This window comes from Alkalihalobacillus trypoxylicola (assembly GCF_001590785.1).
GTDB lineage: Bacteria > Bacillota > Bacilli > Bacillales > Bacillaceae_D > Alkalihalobacillus > Alkalihalobacillus trypoxylicola.
Genome location: NZ_LTAO01000011.1, coordinates 20819 through 43856, shown reverse-complemented (window position 1 = coordinate 43856; position 23038 = coordinate 20819). Strand labels below are relative to the sequence as shown.

Here is a 23038-nt window from a genome sequence, read left to right as displayed (position 1 = left end):
AACCTCAATATATCCTAAATGTCACAACATTTTCTAGTCATAGTTCTTTAAGCGAAATGAAATAATAAAAACATAAGGGAAAAAGGAGGAAAATGTGATGCCAAGTCAATCGACGATCTATTCTCTTTATATGCAGCAAAAGCAACATATTTCTCTCCTAAGCCGTAGTGAAAAGGAATGGCACAATACGTTTCCTTTAACTGTTCGACAAACAGAATTCCCACTACGATTTCAGCAAGAAAAAAACTAAAATTTCCCGACTCACACCTCAATTAATTCCTGCTTTTAGCAGGAATTATTCTTATTTTAACAAACCTTCCAAACGATGAAAGTGAGCATTAGCCTCTTGTATTATTTTTTCTTTATCGAGCGTTAAAAGTTCTCGGTTTTCCATCAATGCTTTTCCCTGTACGTACACATCCGTAATATCATGACTGTTTAAAGCAAAAACAAGATGTGAAAATATCTGGATAGAAGGTTGAAGATGAGCTTCATTTTGGTTAATTAAAAGGAAATCTGCTTCACTACCTTCTACAATACCCTTTACCTGCTCAAATTGAAGAGCACGATAGCCATTTATTGTAGCCATGTTAAAAGTGGTTATTTCATCCATTAACATTGGATTTTGATTGATACCTTTATGAATTAACGCTGCTACCCTCATTTCCTCTACCATATCTAACGTATTGTTAGAAGCCACGCTATCTGTTCCTAATGTAATCGGTATTCCTTTCTCTAACATCATCTTAATTGGTGCAATTCCAGAGCCAAGCTTCAAATTACTAATTGGGTTATGGCTGATAGAAATGTTGGATTGAGCATTTTGAATGATTTCAATGTGTTTTTCTTTCAAATGTACAGCATGGGCGAATAACCAATCTACTTCATTAAGCAATTGAAGCTCTTCTAAATGCTGGATGGGATGTAGCCCATATGTATGGATATGATCTTCCGTTTCCTTAAGAGTTTCAGCGAGATGCATATGCACAGGTATCGATAAATCATTCGCTACCTCTACAATACGTTCAATAAAGTCTGGCGGACACGTGTAAGGAGCGTGAGGTGCCATCATTGTATGAATACGTCCGTTAGCTTCCTTGTGCCATGTTTTAGCAAAATGGGTTGCTTCCTTAAGTTTCGCATCCTGTTCTTCCCTTGAACATAACCCTATCATCGCTCTCATTAATGACGCTCTCATACCACTATTTATAATATCTTCTGCAAAATCATCCATAAATAAATGATACATCTCTAAAAAGGTCGTCGTTCCTGATTTAATCATTTCTACCATGGCTAGTCCTCTCGCAGCTGCCACAGCTTCTCTGTCTAAATTCGCTTCAAATGGCCACATTTTTTGCTGTAGCCATTGTTGTAACGGAAGTTGATCCGAATAGCCTCTTTGCAAATTCATACCTGTATGTGTGTGAGTATTAACAAAGCCTGGAATGAGCCATTTACCTTTTCCCCATTTGACTTGCTTTACACGGTCTAACTCTTGTGGGGTAGGCTCTCCTTCTCCTAGCTTTGAAAAGGTACCATTTTCGATAATGACATAGCCATTTGTCACTTGATTTTGTTGATGAGAGACCCAATTTATATTTCGAATTAAAATGGAATGTGTATTATTTTCTTTGGTCATTTTCATGGACATGTTCTCCCTCAAACTTAATCGCTTCACTTAGTAAAGTTTCTAATTTTCCAGTGATAACCGGAATATTTGGTAATGATTCTAAGAATTTCTTTCCATAGGTTGTGGTCGATATTCTTTTATCTAGTATAAAAATGCATCCATAATCATCTTTAGAACGGATTAACCTTCCAAATCCCTGTTTAAAGCGAATAATCGCTTGTGGTAAGGAAACATATAGGAATGGATTATAGCCATCATTTTTTGCTTTCTCTAATTTCGCTTCCAGTGTCGGCTGACCAGGTGGAGCAAAAGGCAATCGAACGATTACTAGCTGGGTTAAATCTTTTCCAGGTAAATCTACTCCCTCCCAAAAGCTACTCGTTCCGAATAAAACCGCTCTTTCGCTTTGTTTAAAAAGCTTCATTAATTTCAATCTACTACCAGTCGTAATTCCTTGTGCAATGATAGGAACATCTACACCCATATCCTTAACAAATTCATTTACATTTCTTAGCATATCAAAAGAGGTAAAAAGAACTAGCATCTTACCCGTCGTTTCCTCAATTAACCGTGTTAATTTAATACTTACCTCGACAGCAAATTCTCTTTCGCTTACCTCTTTAATCGAAGGCATATCTGTTGGTAAAAATAATCGTGCCTGTTTTTCATAATCAAAGGAAGTAGGAATCATGATTTCTTTTGGTCCAAAATCGTTTAACCCTAATTTTTCTAATTGATAATCAAAGGTTTGAGAGACCGTTAAGGTTGCTGAAGTAAGAATGACACTATTTTTACTTGTAAAAAATTGATCCGCAAGTATTTCGCCGACTTCTATAGGCCGACAATACAAGAATACAGCATTTCTAGCTCCTTTTGGCTCAATTTCAATCCAATAAACATAATTCGGATCACTTTCTAATAATAGTTCATAAAGGTATTGCTCATGTTGATCATATTGTTCAATTAGTGACTTAAAATCAGCTAAAAAGCTCTTTTCTTCATAATTTAATTCTACTTGTTCTTGCATGGTTACACAAAGATTTACTAAAGGTTTACACCATTCTCTACTTAAAAAATGAATTCTCATGACATTTTCTAAAATAGCATTCCACATTTGACCTTTTTCTTGATAGCTCTGATAGCGATATGACATACGCCCAACATCAGATTGGTTCGTATCCTGTTTTTTTTCAACATACCTATATATCATACGAAATGCTTCATCTAATTCTTCTTTTATGGTTATACAGCGCTCTTCTGCTTTCGTAAAGTCTATTTCCTTTATCCAGCTATACTTCATAAGTAACGATTTCAATCGTTCTAAACTACCATAATCAAGACCTGGAGCTAATCTTTGGAAAAAGTATGTAAACGTGAAATAATCAGTTGAAACCCCTAAATGGTTTGATGCTACTTCTTCAAAATGATGTGCTTCATCAATGATTGCATGCTTGTAGGCTGGGAGAATACTTTGGCTATTTTGAAGATCGGTTAATAATAAGGCATGATTCGTAATGATGAGATGAGCTTGTTGAGCTTTCTTTTTCGCTCGATAGTAAAAGCATCGGCTCATCCACGGATTGTAGGCACCTAAATCAGTAGAAGCATCACTTTTAACTTCATTCCAATATGCATTTCCACCAGAGGGTAAAGACAATTCCTCAACATCACCTGTTTGTGTCTCTGTAATCCAAATTAATATTTGAGCTTTTGTTAAGCAAATATCATAGCTATCATCTGAAAATGTTGTAAGTGACTGTTCAAATTTACTTAAGCATAGATAATGATTTCTACCTTTTAAGACGGCAACCCTTACCGTAAAAGGTAAAAAATTTTGTAAAATCGGAATATCCTTTGTTAGTAATTGATCCTGTAAGGGAATCGTTTGAGTGCTTATAACGACAGGCTGATTGTGCTCGATACTATAAAAGGCTGATGGGATTAAATAAGCTAATGATTTACCTGTCCCTGTACTAGCTTCAATTAAGGCGTGTTCATTTTGTGAAAAAGCATCATATATCGCTTCCATCATCTGTTCTTGTCCTTGCCTTTTTTCATAAAGATGAAAAACATTTTTCATTTGAACATCGCCCATTTTAAACGTTTGAATAAAGTCGCCAAAAGTAAGTGATGAAGAAAATAATGCTTCTTCTTCATCTACTCTTTTTTTGAGTGACAATGCACGGAAGTGATCATAATTTTGGTCTATTTCAAATCGTTCTTTTAATAAAATGGGTGTAATCAGTCTAGTAAAATCTGTACGAAAATTCTTGGTAAGCTTTTGCAAGTGCTTTAATGTCGTTGTAGGTAATGCTTTTAATTTATTATGTAAAAGGATAAAAAGTTCTGCTGTAACCTCAGCATCACTATCTGCTTGATGGGGGCGATCATGTGTAAAACCGAGCTGCTCTGCTAAATGACCAAGTTTATAACTTTCCTCTTGAGGTAATAATATTCTCGATAATTCAACCGTATCATAGCAATAAAATCTCGGCGGAGCTTCACCTATCGCTTTTATATGTTCTATTAAAAAGGAATAATCAAAAAGGACATTATGAGCTACAAAATGTCTAGACTCTAGCATCTCTTTTAATAATGGATAAACCTCTGAGAACGTAGGAGCATTCACCACATCTTCATCACGAATACCGGTTAATTCCGTTATAAATTCAGGTATTTTTATTCCAGGTTGAATAAAAGAGGCAAATCGCTCGACGATTTGTTCGTTCTCGATCACGACTGCCCCAATTTGAATAATTCGATCTCCTTTTTTAAAAGAGTGACCGGTTGTTTCTAAATCTATGACCACATAACGTTCCAATACTAACACCTCATTTTACCTTTACAGAAGGCTATGAACCACTCCAAACATGGTTTAACCACTCAACAGAATGCTTTCCTGCTTGATGAGTTGGATTCACCTTGAATAGCTGCTGAAAATATTCTAAAGATTTATCTACATGGTTTAATAATCCGTAATTCCAAGCAACACCATGTAAGCTATGTTGCTTCCACTTTTCATAGGGTAACAATTTTTTGTAGCATGCGATCGCTTCTTTAAACAAACCATTCCACTCTAATAAATAGGCTAAAGCTATAATCATTTCCGATGACTTTAATAAATGAAAAGCATGTCCAAAAGCTTTAAACCCTTCGTTTCTTTGGTCGCATTGCAATAAGCTACAGCCTAAAAAATAATAAGCTTCTCCATCTTGGTCATTATTTTCAATCGCTTTTTCGAAGTAAAACCTAGCATGCTCATAGGATTGATTTAAGAAATGACAGATGCCTAAATTATACACGACATCATCGTTATCTGTTAACCATTCATTTGCTTTTTCAAAAAAATGAATACCTTCATCGTATTTTTCTAATTTTACCATGATACAGCCTAATCCAATATAGCAAAAATGAGTGATTTCAACATGATGATCGGACTTAAAAAAGGATAATGCATATAAAAAATGTTCCTTTGCTTTGTTTAATTGTTGACAATAAAGGAAAGAATAAGCAAGATATAAAATTCTAAGTCCTTCCTCTTCTCCCACTGCTTTTTCTAATTGAAGCTGTTCACAAGCTTGTGGAAACATGTCAAGTTGGAAATATATCGTTCCTTTTGATCGATAATCGCATGGAAAAGCTTCAGGCTTTAGCTGATCTTTTAACAAGTACAATTGTTCTTCAATTTCTGTCCAGAAGTCGAAAATTGATTGAGAAAATTCTTCTAGCTTCTCCACTTGTTTTTTCTGATTGACTGCTGATATATCTTTCCAATTCACCGATAGATGATCGATCCATTCTGCTTGCTGTAGCCACTGATCCAAATAAATCCCCCCTCTTAACAATGTTACCTTTTAAGTGTTTGCTAAGAAGGGGGAAGTATACCCATTATAGAACGGTAGAAGCTGGTTCTGTTCCTAACATCTCGAGAATTTTGTTATTCTCTCCTAATACAGCGACTTTTGGCTGAAATTGCTTCAACTCTTCTTCATCTAATAAACCATAGGCTATAATAATAACCGTATCGCCTTGATGAACAAGTCTTGCCGCTGCTCCGTTAAGACAGCAGACACCACTACCGCGTTCTCCTTTGATTACATATGTTTCAAAGCGAGATCCATTGTTATTATTGACAATTTGAACTTTCTCATTTTCTAGAATACCTACTGCATCCATTAAATTTTCATCTATCGTTATACTGCCAACATAATGCAAATTAGATTCTGTTACGGTAGCTTTGTGTAGCTTAGCTCTCATCATATGTCTTAACATATCAAAGCTCCTCCTTTATAGTGACTAAAATGTTATCAATAAGCCTTGCTTTTTCAAATTGATAAGCAAGAGCGACAATAACATCTCCTTTTAATAACTCTTTTGCTTCCAAAGCTGGGAAGCTCAATACATCTACGTAATCCGTTTTTCCTAATGAGATTTGCTGCATTTTTTGCTGTAAAAAAGAGATAATATCTGCTCTACTGTGCATTCCCTTCTCCATCAGCATTTTTGCTTCGTTTAAAGACATCGCTAGCTGTGGAGCTAACGCTCTTTCTTTTTCCGATAAATATACATTTCTTGAGCTTTTTGCTAAGCCATCCTCTTCTCGAACCGTTGGACATGCAACGATATCCAGTTTTAAATTAAAGGTTTTGACCATATTCTTAATGATCGCTACCTGTTGAGCATCCTTTAATCCAAAATAAGCTTTTGTTGGTTCAATGATTTGAAACAACTTCATCACAACTGTAGCCACCCCATCAAAATGACCTGGTCTGCTAGCTCCACATAAAACATCCGTTCCTTTTTCAACACGTATTTTCATGAAGCTTTCAGTTGGATACATTTCTGATACTGTCGGCATAAATAAATAATCTACCCCGGCATCCTCAGCTAGTTGTTTGTCTCTTTCTTCATCTCTAGGATAAGATTCAAAATCTTCATTTGGTCCAAACTGAAGAGGGTTAACAAAAATAGACATTACCACGATATCACAGTCATTCCTCGCTTGCTTTACTAAGTTTAAATGACCTTCGTGTAAATAACCCATTGTAGCCACATAACCAATCGTCTGTTGATGACTTTGCTTATCCTTTACGATCTCGTCCATCTTTATAATCGTTTTTACAAGTTCCATTTATTTTCCTCCATATAAGCTCAGAGGAGTTTCCTTTGTAAAGAAACTATGTTCTTTAGTTGGGAATTGACTTTGCTTCACTTCTTTTACATACGTTTCTACACCAGTAACGATCGGATCAGAAACACTTGCATAGCGTTTTACAAACTTAGGAACATGCGCTTCTCCGTAACCAATTGCATCATGATAAACTAATACTTGGCCGTCCGTATGAACTCCTGCTCCAATTCCGATCACTGGAATATTCAGTTGTTCAGAAATCACTTTTCCTACTTGCTCTGGTACACATTCTATCACTAAAGCAAATGCGCCTGCATGTTCGAGCGCTTTTGCATCTTTTAATAGCTGAGCTGCACTTTCTTCATCTTTACCTTGCACTTTATAACCACCAAGAACACCAACTGACTGTGGTGTTAGACCTAAATGACCCATGACTGGTACTCCAGCATTCGTTAATTGTCGAATGCTCTCGACAACTCCAGCTGCTCCTTCTACCTTAACTGCATCAGCACCTGCTTGTTGCATCATTGCCTTGGCAGATTCAAACGTCTGGCTTAGAGAAGCATGATAGGTTAAAAAAGGTAAATCAGCGACAACAAATGTATCTTTTGCTCCTCTTTTAACCGCTTTTGTATGAAGAATCATATCCTCTAAGGTTACTGGTATCGTTGAATCATAGCCTAAAACGACCATACCGAGTGAATCACCGACCAATATCATGTCGATTCCGGCTTTTTCTACAAGAGAAGCAGATGGTGCATCATAGGCAGTCATCATCGCTATTTTTTCACCCTTTTGTTTCATTTGAAGAAAGCTTGATGTTTTTTTCATTTTATTCCTCCTAAATTTTAATTTAAGAGGTGCTTCACGACAACATAAAAAAACACCCTAAATAAGAAGGATGCATCTTTAAATAAACCAACAGAATACTTTGGTTTCGAGTCATGAATCCCTCTGTCCTAGTCCAGCTCGGATCAAGGCAGACTATTTAAAATATGTCTCATTTTATAAAAGTGGTGCTATTCATATAAGATACAGCCCACTAGTGAAATTATAACACAGATTACATTCTTTGTTGAATGTGAAGCCTAGGACATAGGTTATGGTTTTTTTATTGAAACATCAGCTGAGTAAACAGAATGAAGCTTACCTGTTTGATCCATTACCTGTAAAGCACCATCATCATTTATTCCTTGAGCAATACCTTGAATCGTTTCCTGAATTGTATGTACTTCAACGGTTGTCCCGATATGAATAGCGTGACTTTCCCACATCGCTTTTATCGGCAAAAAACCCTCGGACAAATACAACTCATATAAACACTCAATCTCCTCTAAAATTTTTGCTAATAAAGCGGCTCTTCTGTATTCCTGTCCGCCTTCCATTTTTAAAGAAGTAGCAATGTCCTTCAGTTCTGTCGGAATATCCTCCTCAGTCTGATTAACATTCAAACCAATCCCCACAATGATACAATGAACACTGTCAGCTTCCGATTGCATTTCTGTTAAGATTCCCGCTAATTTTTTTCCATTTAAAATAATATCATTAGGCCACTTGATTTGAACTGGAAGCTTTGTGAGCTCCTTGATGGCTCTAATGACCGCTACTGCTGTTACTAATGTTAATTTCGGAACATCCCTCGGTAAAATCGCCGGCTTTAAAAGTAAACTAAAGGCTAACGCCTTCTGCTGTGAGGTATGCCAAGCTCTTCCAAGCCTACCTCTACCTGCGGTTTGTTCATTGGTTATAATGACTTCTCCTTCTTTTGCACCTTTTAAAACCAATTCCCGCGCTACTATTTGAGTCGACGGTAACGTATCAAAGCTATGAATTTTATGACCTATTTTTTTCGTTTGTAAATAAAGCTGGATATCATGTGGTTGAATGCCATCTGCAATTTCGGTTAAACGGTAGCCTTTCTTTGGTGCAGACTCCACCTTGTATCCACTTTTCCTTAATGCATCCATGTGCTTCCATATCGCGGTTCGGGAACAGTTTAATTCCGTACTTAATTTTTCACCAGAAATAAATGTCCCTTTATTTTCGACTAATATTTTTAATAATAATTCCTTCATAGAGCTGCATTTCTCCTTACTAGCTCATCTATTAGCGTATTCACTTCATTAGGTATTTTTTCACATATAATCATCTTTTCAGCTTGCAATAACCAATCCTTGATCCAAGGACCTGGCTTTTCATTAAGTTTCTTTATTAAATCGTGGCCATCCAAGCATAAATCTTCACGTGAATGGATTGGTAAATTTGACCACATATCCTTTAAATGATGAGTAGCTTCTAAGTCAAATTTCTGTCGTAACCATTCAACTTTTTGAGCTATCTCTAATGATGCTTCATACAGAGAATACTCTTCCCATTCATTCATTTCCCTATAGTAGTAAAAATGCTCCATTTTTTTTACTTCTTTTAAAATGGACTTTGATAAAGGTAGCTTAGTATAAGTATTTTGTTGTGAGGAGATAGCAAAAGCTGCCCATATAAGGGAACGATCAGAGGTGTCTATTTTTCCAAGCTTCTGTAATTGAAGGAACGTCTTTTCGTTCATTTTAAAACCAGGTAATGTATAAAGAATCTTTTGAGTATGGCCTTGTTTCATCACCGACTCTCGAAATGAACCGCCTATGAAAAGCTCAAATTCTTTTATTACACGCTCTAATGCCGTTTTTTCAATGAGATTAGCATGCTTTTTGATTACATTTTGTAATTCTTCGTCTATTTGAAAACCAAGATCACTTTGGAAACGTACTGCTCTAAGCATTCTCAAAGGATCTTCGACCATTCTCTCTAAGGGTTGATTACTTCGAATGATCCCTTTTTGCAAATCAGAAGCTCCACCCACATAATCAATGATTTCACCATTTATGGATAGCGCCAAACTATTAATCGTAAAATCTCTTTTGTTTAAATCCTCTTTTAAGCTTTCTCCTCGTTCTGTTGTGATTTCAACAACCGACCGGTTATTTCTTACAATAACGGTATCGTGGGCATTGTTCATTTGAAAAGATTTGGAAAACAGCTTGAGAACTTCACTACTAGGAGCAGAGGTTACGATATCTATATCCTTCGTGTTTCTCTTTAGTAACCGATCCCTAACGACTCCACCAACATAGTAAGCGCGGTAGCCTTGTTGATGCAAGCGCAGCAAAATTTGATTGGTTTGTTGTATATCCATTTCTTAGCCCCTTCACAATAGCCCTTTACTTAATACCTTTATTAAGCTCGATAAATGGCTTCGTATTGTTTGACAATTTCAGATGACGAAAAGTGTTTCTCTGCTCTCTTTAAAGACTCTCTTTGAAAATCTGCATACAATGATTCGTCGGTTAGCAACTTGAGAGCTTTTTCTGAGAACCCTTTTATGTCACCTACTTCTCCTAAATAACCACTAATTCCATCATCAATTACTTCTGGAATTCCGCCAATATTAGAGCCTATAACCGGAACACCACAAGCCATCGCTTCTAATGCAACGAGTCCAAAGCTCTCCTTTTCACTTAAAAGAAACAAGAGGTCACTCATCGAAAGAAGCTCCGAAATATGCTTTTGGTTTCCTAATACTAATACCTTATCCTCTAAATCATATTCTTGAATTAACTTTCTAACTCGAGGTAAGTCAGGCCCATTACCGATTAACAATAATTTTGCATCTATTTGCTCTACGACCAATTTGAACGTCTTTATAATATCCATTACTCTCTTAACGGGTCTAAAGTTAGAAATATGTATACAAACCTTTTCGCCTTCTTTTAATCCATAATGTTTCTTTAAATCTTTTACATCTTTTCGATAATAAACACGTTCATCAATAAAATTATAAACCGTACAAATGTCTTTATCCGTTTTAACTAATTCCTTTGTTTGACTAATTAAATCGGCCGAAACAGCCGTAACAACATCTGATTGCTCAATAGCAAATCGAATTAACCCTACTAATGATGGGTCGTAGCCTAAAACCGTAATGTCCGTACCATGTAAGGTTGTCACGATTTTAATATCATTGCCAATCATTTGTTTCGCTAAAATCGCACAAATCGCATGAGGAAGTGCATAATGAACATGAAGAACATCTAGATTTTCTCGCTTAGCTACCTCTGCCATTCTACTTGCTAACGTTAAGTCATAAGGAGGATATTGAAAGACGGAATATTGATTAACTTCTACTTCATGATAATAAATGTTAGGATAAACTCGATCTAGCCGAAAAGGAATACTAGAAGTAATAAAATGTACCTCATGCCCTCTTTCTGCTAACAGTTTCCCTAATTCAGTAGCTACGACTCCCGAGCCACCTACTGATGGATAACAGCTTATCCCTATTTTTAATTTTTTCATATTAGAACGATCCTTTTATATAAGTTGGTTGAATAATAATGGTTTCATCGCTTTAAATCCCTCAGCGTATTGCACTCCTGCCTCATTACCGTATAAGCGGTCTCTAGCCTCTACAGCTTCAATGTACCCATTAGTTAACGGCGTTTCGACTCCATCCTTTGGGACGAATTGACTTTTATAGCACTGTAAAGCTTCCATTTTTTTGTCGTACACATCACTTACATTCATGACAAAATCAGGCTGAGCATAGCTATTAATAAAATAAGAAAACAGCTCTTTAACCTTCCAGCTAGAATAGGACTGATCCGTTTCAAATCGTCGAATACCCGCATCAAACACCGCATCTTTTATGATTTGAAAGCATTGACCATGATCGGGGTGACGATCAATAGGATATGGAGCAAAAACATATTTAGGCTGATATTTCCGAATAACATCGACTATTTTTTGGCTTTCCTTTTCAGTTATAAAAGATAACTTTCGGTCGGAAAGATCTAACTGAATTCTTTCCTGAACTCCTAACACAGCGGCTGCCTGAGTCGCTTCCTCCTGCCTTAATGGAACGGTCCCATTAGATGACAATTCTGCATAAGTTAAGTTACAAATAACGGTTTTCTTTTTTTCTTGCGTATATTTAGCTAATGTTGCCCCCATTCCAATTTCTACATCATCAGGGTGAGCTCCAAATGCTAAAATATCTATATCACTCATTTTCTGATTCCTTATCATGAACCATTTCTCGCCATTTAAAATCATTTCTTTCTAAACCCTTAATCAAAATTTCAGCTGTTCCAATATTCGTTGCTAGCGGAACATCATTAACATCACATAAACGGATAAGTGCAGACACATCCGGTTCATGTGGCTGAGATGTTAACGGATCACGTAGGAAAATAATTAAATCAAATTGATTTTCAGCAACTAGCGCCCCAATTTGTTGATCGCCGCCTAGAGGCCCCGATTTAAAACGATGTACCTTCAGGCCGGTTGCCTCCATAACTCTTAAACCAGTTGTTCCTGTTGCATATAATTCATGATTTTTTAAAATATTCTTATAGGCAATTGAAAATTGAACCATTCTGTCTTTCTTTTTATCATGAGCAATTAAGGCTATTTTCATTTTCTCTCTCCCCTACTTTAGTCCATTAAATGTTCAAGTCCATAAACGAGTGATTCTATATTTTTAACGGCCCGAACGGCCAGCTCTATACCTGGCATAAAGGATTCTCTGTTAATAGAGTCATGTCGAATCGTCAATGTTTGACCGACACTTCCAAACACCACTTCTTGATGGGCCACTAAGCCTGGTTGTCTAACACTATGTATTTTCATTCCTTCATAATCAGCACCACGGGCACCAGCTAATTCTTCTCTCTCCTCAGGATGTCCTTGATTTTTTTTCTCACGAACCTCTGAAATCAGTTGAGCGGTTTTAATCGCGGTTCCTGATGGTGCATCTAATTTACGGTCATGATGTCGTTCGATAATTTCCACATCAGGCATATACTTTGCAGCCGTTTGGGCAAATTTCATCATTAAGATAGCGCCAATAGCAAAGTTAGGTGCGATAATCGCTCCTATTTTCTGACTTTTTGCGATAGCATCAAGCTCTAATAAATCTTGATCCGTGAATCCTGTTGTACCTACTACAGGAGATACACCAAATTTAAAAGCAGCTTCCATGTGTTTGCGACCAAACTTAGGGTTCGTTAAATCAATTAACACATCTGGTTGATGTTTTTGCAAACATTCCTCCATTTGCTCATACACAGGCACCTCTAATGGAGGTAAACCTTCTAAATCTCTTACCATCTTACCATTGTTTCTTGAATCCACAACGGCCAACAGCTCAAAATCGGTTACTTTTTCAACCATTTTTACCGCTTCTTTACCCATATTTCCACGAGGCCCTGCAATAACAATTTTAATTTGACTCATGATTTATTTCACCTTGTTCCTTTCTTGTCCATCGGTCTTTATCTCTTGTTTTAAATTTATTCATAACGATATCAAACGCCTCTTCTAAATCAATTTCCAAAGAATTAGCAAAACAAATCAGCACAAATAACATATCTCCCATTTCTTGCTCCATTGTTTTTTCTTCTTCACTTGATTTTTTCGGCTTTTCTCCGTAAAAATGGTTTACTTCTCTTGATAATTCACCAAGCTCTTCCGTGAGTCTCGCTAGCAGTGCTAAAGGGCTAAAATAGCCTTCCTTAAACTGCCCAATATATTGATCGACCTCTTGTTGCATTTCTTCCATTGATTTTCGTTTTGATTCCATTGCTAAGCACCTCACCTTCTCCTTGATTACATGTTAGCGAATCCGTCCCCTTTTGACAAATACTAAAAACTAAATTTGCTGAAAAAATAACTATTTACTATAATATAGATGGCAACCAACAACCAATACCGAAGGGGGGAATGTTTTTGGGTTCAATCAAAATACAAAACATTGTCATGATTCTTTTAGGCTCTGCTATTATGTCCTTTGGCTTAGTGTACTTTAACATGGAAAACCAATTAGCGGATGGTGGATTTACAGGAATCACTTTAATTTTATTCTTTTTATTCAATTTCAACCCAGCTATTTCCAACCTCATCTTAAATATTCCGATTCTCCTTATTGGTTGGAAAATATTAGGTAGAGTGACCTTTATACATACAGTCATCGGTACGCTAAGTGTTTCGCTTTTTCTTGAACTCTTTCAAAGATACCCTATTGTTTATCTACCTTTAAGGGATGATATGACTTTAGCAGCCTTATTTGCTGGAGTTTTTATTGGAGTGGGCTTAGGAATTGTTTTTCGATTTGGAGGAACAACCGGTGGAATAGATATAATCGCCAAGCTTGGCTTTAAATATTTAGGCTGGAGCATGGGGAAAACGATGTTCATCTTTGACGCTGTCGTAATAACTAGCTCACTTATTTATTTAAACTACCGTGAGGCGATGTATACCCTTTTAGCTGTATTTGTAGCCGCTAGAGTCATTGACTTTATCCAGCAAGGAGCTTATTCAGCTAAGTCGGCGATTATTATTTCCGAAAAAGCCGAAGAAATTGCCGCTAGAATTTTAAAGGATATGGATAGAGGAGCCACCATTCTAAAAGGTAAAGGTTCTTTTAGTGGATTAGATAAGCAAGTTCTTTATTGTGTAGTAGGTCGAAATGAACTCATTCGTTTAAAGAATTTAGTAGAGCAAATCGACCCACACGCTTTTGCTTCTGTTAATGATGTGCAGGATGTAATCGGTGAAGGATTCACATTAGATGAAAATAAAAAACCGCTTAATAAGTCATAATATAACAAACAGGCTTGTTCAAATGATTCAAAAAAAGAGAATCGAGAAGTTAACATCTCGATTCTTTTTAAGATTTTTATCTACTTTAAAGTCGTTAACTATGCATTCTGAAGCCTATTCAATCGGAGCTTTTAGCTATCCATAAAAAAGACTGAACCTATAAGGTCAATTATTACTAACCTTTAGGAACAGCCTCTTTAAGTATTAATCATCATTCATTCCGATAAACATTAAAACGAATCTTAGTAATTCAAGAACGGCAACTACAGCTGCTGCTACATAAGTAAGTGCTGCTGCATTTAAAACCTTTTTCGTTTCCCGTTCCTCTTCATTTCGAATAATTCCACTGGAAACCATTTGAGACATCGCTCGATTACTAGCATCAAACTCTACAGGAAGAGTAACTAGTTGAAATACGACTGCTGCAGCCATGAAGACGATACCTAATAAAAGCATATTGGATAATCCCATGATGATACCAGCAAGGATAAAGAAAAAGGATACGTTGGAACCAAAGCTCGCAACCGGTACTAACGCACTTCTAAATCGTAGAAAAGCATATTCCTGCTGGTCCTGAATTGCATGTCCTACCTCATGAGCTGCTACGGCACTTCCTGCCACTGAGGTGCCATGAAAGTTATCTGTAGATAAACGAACCACTTTCGATCGCGGATCATAATGGTCTGTTAAAGTACCTCTTGTTTCCTCGACTCTAACATCATATAACCCATTATCATCAAGAATTTTTCGAGCCACTTGCGCACCCGTATAGCCAGATGAGGCCTGTACCTGTGAGTATTTACGGTAAGCGGACTTTACCTTACTCTGCGCCCATAAAGGGATAATTAATAGTAATATGAAATAAATGATAAACATCATATTCATTTCATTCCCACACTCCTATTCATGTTGTTACTATCTATTTTATGAGAATTGGTCAATTATAGTCAAACAATGTGCTTGAATTCCTGCTACATTTTATTACTATGTTCACAATTTCATCACATTATTCTTTAGCTCTTATTTTATCGCTTTTCTCTTTCTCCGCTTTATATTTTTTCCAACCAACATAAGATAGACTAAAGAAAATCATACCTCCTATTGTAATGATTACCCATAACAATGAAGGGTCCGCTTGTTCTTCTTTTACTTGCTGATAAAGACTTTCCCACTCTGATATCATGCTTTCCAAATGGTTAAGTATGACTTCCTGATTGGTTACATCTACTCTTAATGATTCTAGAAACTTTATTTGTGACTCTATTTTTTGTAATTGCATAGGCTCCAAATCAATGAGTAATGCTGGCCTGACCATTTTATATTGATACAGAAATTCGTTTAATCCGTGCTGAAAGGTTTGAGCTGACCCTTCTTTAATGTTTTCTGTTAAATGTTGAAGAACGGTCATGATCGTATCCTCTGTATAAAGCCATAATGGATGGAAGTCACTCGATAATGCATCAACAGCTAAACGAAAGCTCGTTACTTCATGAACTCTTTCACTATAAGACATATCTACAGAAGCTAATGCTTCATTTGCTTTATCGACGGTAATCGTAACGGTTCTCAAATCATTCATTGTCAGTCCTTCTGCTTTGAAGTCAAGCCTTAAAAAGACATCAGAAAAATAGCCTATTAATTTTTTAGCATCCTCATATTTTTCTTGCTTAACAAGCTGCAGTATTTGGTCTGAGGTTTGGTTTAATTCTTTCCAAGTTTCCTTAGTATCTTCTTCAGCCATGGCCATTAATGGAAAAAGTAATATGGTTGTCCATACAATTCCAAATACAAAAAAAGCACGACGCATGTTGGTCCCTCCTTCATCTATTTCCATCCTATGAAAATAAGGACAAGAGTAGACCAAAAAGGGACAAGAACTTTAGAGAAAACGAATTTACTGAATCGTGAGCTTCAGCTGCTTATTTCGTACACTAACAAAATAAACAGTTAAAATCGATAAAACACTTAAAGAAACCGTAAAAACAGCCACACTACTAATATGAGGCATTAAGTAGCTTGATAAATAAGGATGCATTCCAAAAAAGTAATCAATAAAATCATTATGTAACGTCCAAATCGCTGCAATCGCTAAGTGCCAGCTCTTTATTCTAAAATACGGACTATAGATGAGCGCTTGAAGAGCCATACCTGCATGGGAAAAAATTAGCATATAATGCTGCCAGTTTAAAGACCCACCTAAAAGTCCTGTAGACGCATTCATTACCACCGCCCAGATTCCGTACTTGATTAACGTAACGGCAGCTAAAGCTTCTATAATAGGCCAGTTCTTTTTCCATAAAAAAGCAATCAAAACGAACACAAAAAATAAACTTGCTGTTGGAGAATCTGGCACAAATATTAAAAATTGAGGAGGGGTATTTTGAAGCTGCCCCCAATACCAGTAAAAACCATAAAGGGTACCAGGAATATTAATAGCTAATAGCAATAGTATCATCGATCGATGACCGAATAAGGTCAGCCACTGTCTTAACAATTCACCATCATCCTTTCTATATTTCCTTCTTCATTTTTGACTATCCAATCAAGCTTGTCAACTTTCTACTATTCTATTTAGGCTTCGTTTTCTTTACAAAAGCAAAAAAAACACGTCATCTAAAAGATGACGCGTCTTTTTAACGATTATTCTTCAGGATTACCATGAGCAGCAATGTATTCGGCTAAAATCTCTAGCTCTTCATCTGTGCCTGTGAAAGCATCTGCTGGCATTCCTGTACCTTCGATTCCGTTAATAATAACATCCTTAATTTCCTCTGCCGAGCGTTCCGTTTCAAGTAATGAAGGACCACCTGCACCACCTGCCATCGTATCGCCATGACAACCAATACAGGATTGCTCATTTTGATAAATAGCGTATCCTTCTGCATCGGTATCAATTTCACCTTCCTCAACGATCGCTCCTTGATCGGCCGGAGCTTCGTTCTGGTCAATTGATTCCCAAGTTAAATAAATAACAGAAATAACCGCTAGTAACATTAAACTTGAAGCAACTGGACGTTTTAATGGACGACGCTCTTTTCCTGTATCTAACCATGGAACGATTAATAAAGCTCCAAAAGCAAGACCTGGAATAACGACTGTTCCAATCACATTGTAAACCCCAGATGCAAAGCTATATTTTAATAATTGATACAGAAATAAGAAATACCAGTCCGGTAGTGGAATATATCCCGCTGCCGAAGGATCGGCTGGTCTTTCAAGCGGGGCTGGGTGCGCAATTGTTAAACAGAGAAATCCCATTAGAAATACAGCTCCAACCATCCATTCCTTTAACAAGTAGTTTGGCCAAAACGCTTCTGTTTTTCCTGGGTATTCCGAATAATCCTTTGGAATATTTTTCATACGTCCGTCCGCTTTTACACGTGAATCACCAACGAACTTCATCCCTTTACCACGTTTCATCTTATTCCCTCCTTCGCTGCTTGATTAATAATCTAATTTTGATTTTATAGTGGACCAGAAATACCTTGACGTCTAATCATAATAAAGTGAGCTGCTAATAGTCCAAGTAGCGCAGCTGGAAGGAAGAATACATGAATAGCAAAGAAACGAGTTAATGTAACAGCACCAACTATTTCTCCACCAGCCAGTAAGGCCTTCGCAAAGCCACCTATAATAGGCACACTATCTGCAATTTCTAATGTTACAACTGTCGCAAAGTAAGCTTTCATATCCCACGGTAATAAGTATCCTGTTAAACCTAATGCAAGCATAACAAAGAAAATAAGTACACCTACTACCCAGTTAAGCTCACGAGGCTTCTTATAAGAACCTGTAAAGAATACTCGTAACGTATGTAGGAACATCATAACAATAACTAAACTTGCACCCCAGTGGTGCATCCCACGTACAATAACACCAAATGCTACTTGCTGCTGTAAATAAGCAACAGAATTATATGCATTAATAATATCTGGTGCATAGTACATCGTTAAAAACATACCGGATAAAATTTGAATAACAGTAATGAAGAATGTTAACCCACCAAAGCAATATACGAATGCTGAAAAATGGTGAGCAGGGTTCACGTGCTCTGGGACTTCATGATCCGCAATATCTCGCCACATAGGTGTGATATCGAGACGCTCATCCACATAATCATAAATTTTCTGGAGCATTGATTACGCCCCTCCTTAACGTCTATAAATTTGGCCTACATTCACTTTTCCATCTTCTACTGTCACTTCATATGCATCTAAAGGTCTTGTTGGCGGCGTATTCGCTATATTAATCCCTTGCTTATCAAAGCGACCGAAGTGACAAGGACAGTAGAACTGTTCAGGGTGTTCGTCATTTGTGCCAAACCCTACTTGACAGCCAAGATGTGTACACTTTGGAGATAAAGCTAACACTTCGTCCCCTACTAACATCACGTAAGCAGATTCTGATACGTCTGATTCATACCATGCATCTGTCTGCTTATAAGTAAAAGGAAATAGCTGTGGCTCTTCAGTTAGCTGAGATAGCTCACAGACGTAGGCAGTTTCACTCTCTGCACCTGCCTTCAAAGCCGGATCAAGGGCAAAACGAGCCATCGGCATCATTATTCCAGCTGCCATAAAGCCTCCCACACCTGTAAGAGTGTAAGTTAAAAACTGACGTCTCGATACTTTATGTTCTTTTTCACTCAATTGTTTTCCCCCCCAACCTCATAAGGTGTTCCTTTTTAAGGACATAATTCAACACAGAATATACTAGGACATAACCCATAATAGCTTAGAGAGCTAACAGTGTCAATTGTTTCCGGACACTTTCTCGTCAAGATAAAGTTGAAATGTTAACGATTTTGCCACTTATTTGTCAATAAAGGAACAAGTTGTTTTATTTGTTCCGCAATTACATTACGTTTATTCACTGAATCTAAATGTTCAAGTGGAATAGTTGGTAGCCAGAATAAATCTCCCTGTAAACGATTTTCAGAGAGCCTCCAGCTAGCATCCGAGCTTAAAAGCAAGCAATGGCGCATACCAGCATTTTGTAATTCTTCAATCCATTGATTAAGTCTCTCTGTTTTATCCTCTTCACTTTCGCTTTTTAAATAAGTAAAGCTAGGTATTAATAAAACTCTACCTTTAAACTGTTTTTCTAATTCATGTGAAATAATAGAAATAAATTCACCCATAGAAACAGTTGATTTGACTTCCTCTTTTATGTCAATTGGAACTAACGGAATGATTGCTGTATCCACATATTCTTTAGCCTGTATGTATTGATCCATTTCTAAAACTTTCCATTGCATCTTCATCATCCTCCTTTAAACATCCTAGCAAAAATGAAACCAAATGAACAGTTATTTTGCCTATCTCTTTTAAGATGATTGACCATTATCATCATACAAAAAAAGCGATACAAACAAAACGCATAAATGAGGAGCGTCACAAAAAAATATGGTTAAAAGTAGATTTCAGCCTGTCATTAAATATGTTTTCGTTCACTTATATGAACGTTGCTTCTTTATTTTAAATAAAGACTATTTTCATTACACTCGTTTCTCACAGATAAGAAATGCCAAAGTTCATATTGAATTTGACCCTCCAAACATCATCGAAAAACTGTTTTTCATTAAAATCAAAAACGAGCCAGTGAACAGCATTCTGTTCATCCGACTCGTGTTTTGTATGAAAGTGGTTATATCCCACCCTTGTTCAATATTTGTTCTTATGCACCTATTACAAGCTAATTCAAACTAAAAACAGGTTCTTCCCCATCTTCAATGAATGAAGGATTTGATTACCTTAATGTATTTAATTGCTTGAGTTCCTCTGATAATTGTAAAAAAGTTTCTTTATCTTTTCGATCCAATGCTTCATCAATTCTTTTTACTAATTGTTGTTTTTGAAAGGTCATTAAAGATATGGATAATATTTTTTCAGCATATTTCTCGTGGGCTTCCATCCGTTCCTTACTTTCAGGCATATAAGGATTCTCTTCTAACACCGATAAAAAAGGCGGATAGGTTCTTGCCCCTATAAAATGGAGTTCAATATATATGTCTTCATTTTGATTTAAGCGAATATCATGGAAAGCTTTTTCAGCATCCGTTGTAATATGATTATACTTATGAAATGAAAAGGGAGGTTTATCGACGCCATTGGCTGAAATAACTAAAGATTTTGGAGCATTATCCGCATATTCAACAAAATGAACTTTTTCTAAAAGCTCATCATCACTCATTAAATAATTTAAAAGCCATGCACACTCTCTTCGCTTTAAGTCATATTGTTTTAAAAAGTTTCTTAAAAAATCTTTTTTCTCAACGATTGGAACCGTGCTACTCATGTTATTACCTCCTCCACAAATCGTTCTCACTTCTTCAACCAAACGATACGTTTCTTACCTTAATGATTCGTATCATATACAATATTATTCGCTTTCTCTATCCATTCTCCCTTTTTTTTTATCAATTTATTTAAAAATAATTCATGATTGGGCATCTATGATTAATTGTCTCAAGTCATCACGGGCAGGTTGTTGAATTAATATTTTTTCAAACTTTTCAATGGCTTCAGTTCGATAGCCCATTTCATATAGAAAATAGCCATAGTCCTCTAAGAAATCTAAATCATCACCTAATTGCTCGCTAACTTCTCTAAACTTTTTCTCTGCTTGGTCAATCTCATCTGTTTTATTCAATGCATCAGCCTCATACCAAGTAAGCAATGGATCTCCCTCTTCCTCATAGTGACGCACATTATGAAGTAAATCTAAAAGCTCCTCATATAATTCTTGTTCTTTAAAATAAGCTGCCAAAGTTTGAATCGCTTCTAAATTTGCAGGATTAATAGCAATAGCCTCTTGTAAGAAGGAAACACCTTCTTCAGGTCTTTGCCTTTTAAAACTCAATTTACCTGCTAAAATATATAATTGGTCATTATATTCATCCATTCTCATACCGGCTCGCAAGCTCTCCATCGCATCATCTAAACGATTTTCAGCTTCCTGGGCTTTAGCTAAATATGGATATAATGTCGTAAAATCAGGATCTAGAGATTGGAGGGCCTCAAGCTGCTCAATGGCTAAAATATAATCTCCCACTTGATACGCTGTGAAGCCATATCCAAATAAGGCATTTGGTTCAAAATGCTCGTCGAGACCTTTTTGATAGTAAGGCAAAGCTTCTTCAAATTGTCCGCTTGCACTATAAGCTTCAGCTAATTTTAATTCAATAGGGATACCCTTAAGCTCATCTTTTTTAAAAACAGCTTTTTTTAAAAAAGGAACAGCTTTAACGTAATCTCCTCTTCCTAAATAAAAATCACCTAATCCATAAGTTATGATGACCTCATCAGGCGCTTTTTTTGCAGCAGCTAACAGTTTTTGCTCTGCTACTTCATCTAATGACTGAAGCTGATACAAGTCTGCGAGTAATAATTGTGCCTGTAGATAACTATCATCGTTATCCTTAATCTCTAATAAATAATCGATCGCTTCATCCTCTAAATCTAAATCAATATAAATCTCCGCTAAAAAAACAATAATAGAACCTTCATCAGGATACAATTCAAGGAGATTCTCTAAAATGGACTGCGCTTTTTGTAAATGTCCTAACTCGTAGTAAGTTTCAGCTAGGCTAAACAACTGATCATGATTGGCATTTTTTTCAGCTATATTTAATTTATTTAAACCTTCTTCTAGCTTTCCTTCTTCAATTAATTGTAAACCTTCATCCAAGTACTTCATACCTTCCTCCTAAAACATTCCGCTAATTTCCAACTGAAAGTAAGCGTCCCGGCATTTTTATTCTAATGTGTTGGCCAAATCCAGCTATCAAAAAATGATGATGATCAATTTTAAGAGATTTTCCTCTTAATATGACAGCGCTAGGTTTTCTCTTATCATAATCCAGTTTATGGCTTCCTTCAACTAATTGACTTTCGTCAGCAGTGTAAAGGTTATAATCCAAATCACTTCCTACTAGAAGCTCTCCTTTTTGTGGATACAATCCAACCTTTTGTAAAGCTCTTCGTTCCCAGCGCTGCCCTTCTCGAATATACTCTTCGTTAGCAATTGCATATTTTTTCGTATATTTTTGCCAGTGCCACTTTTGATTTTGCTTTTCTTTAAATGACTCATGTTTAAACGAAGGCATTAGAACGACACGGTAAGATAAACTAGCTTGTGCTATATACATCCAAGGAATTTGCTCGATGTCAGATTGCTCATCACATATAACATGTAAGAAGGGTATCGTTAATTTCTTACAAAGAATTAAGACAGAAGGTCTTAATAATCGGAGTGGAATCTCTAAGCCAAGCACATAATCAATCGTACTCGATTTTAGTTTTTCAATAACTGCTAGTAGCTTCTTTTCAATTTGAGCTTCATATTGAATTTTGACAAATAGCATGACCGTTGTACACCCATGTTCAATTAACGTTTTTTGTCTAAATTCAAACTCATCATCTGATAAATCATTTAATAATTGGTACTCACTTTGAACATGACCTGCTGTTAAGGTAAAACCAGACACATTTACACGTACCTTATTCCATTTTGAAAATTCTTCATTCACAAATACTACCTTCTGATCTTTAATTAAATATACTCGATTTATTTGTGTATCTCCTTGTTGTTTTTTTACTTGATCTAGTAAATACATGTGGATT

The 23038-nt window shown here is 36.3% G+C and carries 25 protein-coding genes; 2 read left to right on the top strand and 23 right to left on the bottom strand.

Translation table 11 applies throughout. The features are described from left to right. Window positions 1–97 precede the first annotated feature (97 nt). Window positions 98–250: a hypothetical protein gene (locus AZF04_RS21145; RefSeq protein ID WP_156479511.1), complete on the top strand. Its 153-nt coding sequence runs from the start codon at window positions 98–100 to the stop codon at window positions 248–250. 51 nt (window positions 251–301) lie between these two features. Here AZF04_RS21145 and AZF04_RS07020 read toward each other — a convergent pair whose 3' ends face one another. The 13 genes from AZF04_RS07020 to AZF04_RS06960 all read right to left on the bottom strand — a co-directional run bounded on the left by AZF04_RS07020 (window position 302) and on the right by AZF04_RS06960 (window position 13395). Further along, window positions 302–1645 carry an amidohydrolase gene (locus AZF04_RS07020; protein ID WP_235599940.1) on the bottom strand — a complete coding sequence of 448 codons (1344 nt, stop codon included), beginning with the start codon at window positions 1643–1645 and terminating at the stop codon, window positions 302–304. Next, the gene (gene dinG / locus AZF04_RS07015; protein ID WP_235599939.1) at window positions 1623–4460 is read right to left on the bottom strand and encodes an ATP-dependent DNA helicase DinG; all 2838 of its coding nucleotides are present in this window, start codon (window positions 4458–4460) and stop codon (window positions 1623–1625) included. Before dinG ends, AZF04_RS07020 begins: the two co-directional genes overlap by 23 nt. 22 nt (window positions 4461–4482) lie before the next feature. Beyond that, window positions 4483–5454 (bottom strand): tetratricopeptide repeat protein, encoded by a 972-nt coding sequence (locus AZF04_RS07010; protein ID WP_061948124.1) that lies wholly within the window; start codon window positions 5452–5454, stop codon window positions 4483–4485. Window positions 5455–5518: 64 nt separating this feature from the next. After that, window positions 5519–5902, bottom strand: a complete 384-nt coding sequence (gene panD, locus AZF04_RS07005) for an aspartate 1-decarboxylase (protein ID WP_061948123.1) — start codon at window positions 5900–5902, stop codon at window positions 5519–5521. 1 nt (window position 5903) lies between these two features. Continuing rightward, window positions 5904–6761: a pantoate--beta-alanine ligase gene (gene panC / locus AZF04_RS07000; RefSeq protein WP_061948122.1), complete on the bottom strand. Its 858-nt coding sequence runs from the start codon at window positions 6759–6761 to the stop codon at window positions 5904–5906. Beyond that, window positions 6762–7592, bottom strand: a complete 831-nt coding sequence (panB, locus tag AZF04_RS06995) for a 3-methyl-2-oxobutanoate hydroxymethyltransferase (protein WP_061948121.1) — start codon at window positions 7590–7592, stop codon at window positions 6762–6764. 269 nt (window positions 7593–7861) lie between these two features. After that, entirely contained in the window at window positions 7862–8836 is a 975-nt protein-coding gene (locus tag AZF04_RS06990; RefSeq protein WP_061948120.1) for a biotin--[acetyl-CoA-carboxylase] ligase, read from the bottom strand. Next, entirely contained in the window at window positions 8833–9951 is a 1119-nt protein-coding gene (locus AZF04_RS06985) for a CCA tRNA nucleotidyltransferase (RefSeq protein WP_061948119.1), read from the bottom strand. Before AZF04_RS06985 ends, AZF04_RS06990 begins: the two co-directional genes overlap by 4 nt. 41 nt (window positions 9952–9992) lie before the next feature. Beyond that, window positions 9993–11111, bottom strand: coding sequence for an N-acetyl-alpha-D-glucosaminyl L-malate synthase BshA (gene bshA / locus AZF04_RS06980; protein ID WP_045484026.1), 1119 nt, complete (start codon window positions 11109–11111; stop codon window positions 9993–9995). Between the two features lie 15 nt (window positions 11112–11126). Further along, complete coding sequence (gene bshB1 / locus AZF04_RS06975) at window positions 11127–11822, bottom strand: bacillithiol biosynthesis deacetylase BshB1 (protein ID WP_061948118.1); 696 nt, start codon at window positions 11820–11822, stop codon at window positions 11127–11129. Next, window positions 11815–12231, bottom strand: a complete 417-nt coding sequence (gene mgsA, locus AZF04_RS06970; protein WP_061948117.1) for a methylglyoxal synthase — start codon at window positions 12229–12231, stop codon at window positions 11815–11817. Before mgsA ends, bshB1 begins: the two co-directional genes overlap by 8 nt. Before the next feature lie 17 nt (window positions 12232–12248). Beyond that, complete coding sequence (gene dapB, locus AZF04_RS06965) at window positions 12249–13049, bottom strand: 4-hydroxy-tetrahydrodipicolinate reductase (RefSeq protein WP_061948116.1); 801 nt, start codon at window positions 13047–13049, stop codon at window positions 12249–12251. Then, complete coding sequence (locus AZF04_RS06960) at window positions 13036–13395, bottom strand: nucleotide pyrophosphohydrolase (RefSeq protein WP_045484036.1); 360 nt, start codon at window positions 13393–13395, stop codon at window positions 13036–13038. Before AZF04_RS06960 ends, dapB begins: the two co-directional genes overlap by 14 nt. Window positions 13396–13535: 140 nt before the next feature. Between AZF04_RS06960 and AZF04_RS06955 the strand changes: the two genes are divergently transcribed. Continuing rightward, complete coding sequence (locus tag AZF04_RS06955) at window positions 13536–14414, top strand: YitT family protein (RefSeq protein ID WP_045484041.1); 879 nt, start codon at window positions 13536–13538, stop codon at window positions 14412–14414. Window positions 14415–14618: 204 nt separating this feature from the next. Here AZF04_RS06955 and AZF04_RS06950 read toward each other — a convergent pair whose 3' ends face one another. From AZF04_RS06950 to AZF04_RS06905, 10 genes are all read right to left on the bottom strand, one after another. Continuing rightward, on the bottom strand, window positions 14619–15293 hold the full coding sequence (locus AZF04_RS06950; RefSeq protein ID WP_045484298.1) for a zinc metallopeptidase: 675 nt from the start codon (window positions 15291–15293) through the stop codon (window positions 14619–14621). Between the two features lie 127 nt (window positions 15294–15420). Then, window positions 15421–16221, bottom strand: a complete 801-nt coding sequence (ypjB, locus tag AZF04_RS06945) for a sporulation protein YpjB (protein WP_061948115.1) — start codon at window positions 16219–16221, stop codon at window positions 15421–15423. An 87-nt stretch (window positions 16222–16308) separates the two neighbouring features. Further along, window positions 16309–16908 carry a DUF1405 domain-containing protein gene (locus AZF04_RS06940; protein WP_082795274.1) on the bottom strand — a complete coding sequence of 200 codons (600 nt, stop codon included), beginning with the start codon at window positions 16906–16908 and terminating at the stop codon, window positions 16309–16311. 146 nt (window positions 16909–17054) lie between these two features. After that, the gene (locus AZF04_RS06935; protein WP_061948114.1) at window positions 17055–17834 is read right to left on the bottom strand and encodes a menaquinol-cytochrome c reductase cytochrome b/c subunit; all 780 of its coding nucleotides are present in this window, start codon (window positions 17832–17834) and stop codon (window positions 17055–17057) included. A gap of 44 nt (window positions 17835–17878) precedes the next feature. Continuing rightward, window positions 17879–18550: a menaquinol-cytochrome c reductase cytochrome b subunit gene (gene qcrB, locus AZF04_RS06930; RefSeq protein WP_045484049.1), complete on the bottom strand. Its 672-nt coding sequence runs from the start codon at window positions 18548–18550 to the stop codon at window positions 17879–17881. Between the two features lie 15 nt (window positions 18551–18565). Beyond that, window positions 18566–19063 (bottom strand): QcrA and Rieske domain-containing protein, encoded by a 498-nt coding sequence (locus AZF04_RS06925; protein WP_061948113.1) that lies wholly within the window; start codon window positions 19061–19063, stop codon window positions 18566–18568. A gap of 146 nt (window positions 19064–19209) precedes the next feature. Next, on the bottom strand, window positions 19210–19671 hold the full coding sequence (locus AZF04_RS06920) for a YpiF family protein (RefSeq protein ID WP_061948112.1): 462 nt from the start codon (window positions 19669–19671) through the stop codon (window positions 19210–19212). Between the two features lie 491 nt (window positions 19672–20162). Next, a complete protein-coding gene (locus tag AZF04_RS06915) occupies window positions 20163–20711 on the bottom strand; it encodes a ReoY family proteolytic degradation factor (RefSeq protein WP_045484058.1) in 549 nt (182 codons plus the stop codon). Between the two features lie 141 nt (window positions 20712–20852). Continuing rightward, the gene (locus AZF04_RS06910; protein WP_061948111.1) at window positions 20853–22112 is read right to left on the bottom strand and encodes a tetratricopeptide repeat protein; all 1260 of its coding nucleotides are present in this window, start codon (window positions 22110–22112) and stop codon (window positions 20853–20855) included. Between the two features lie 22 nt (window positions 22113–22134). Continuing rightward, a complete protein-coding gene (locus tag AZF04_RS06905; protein WP_061948110.1) occupies window positions 22135–23031 on the bottom strand; it encodes a hypothetical protein in 897 nt (298 codons plus the stop codon). Between the last annotated feature and the right edge of the window lie 7 nt (window positions 23032–23038).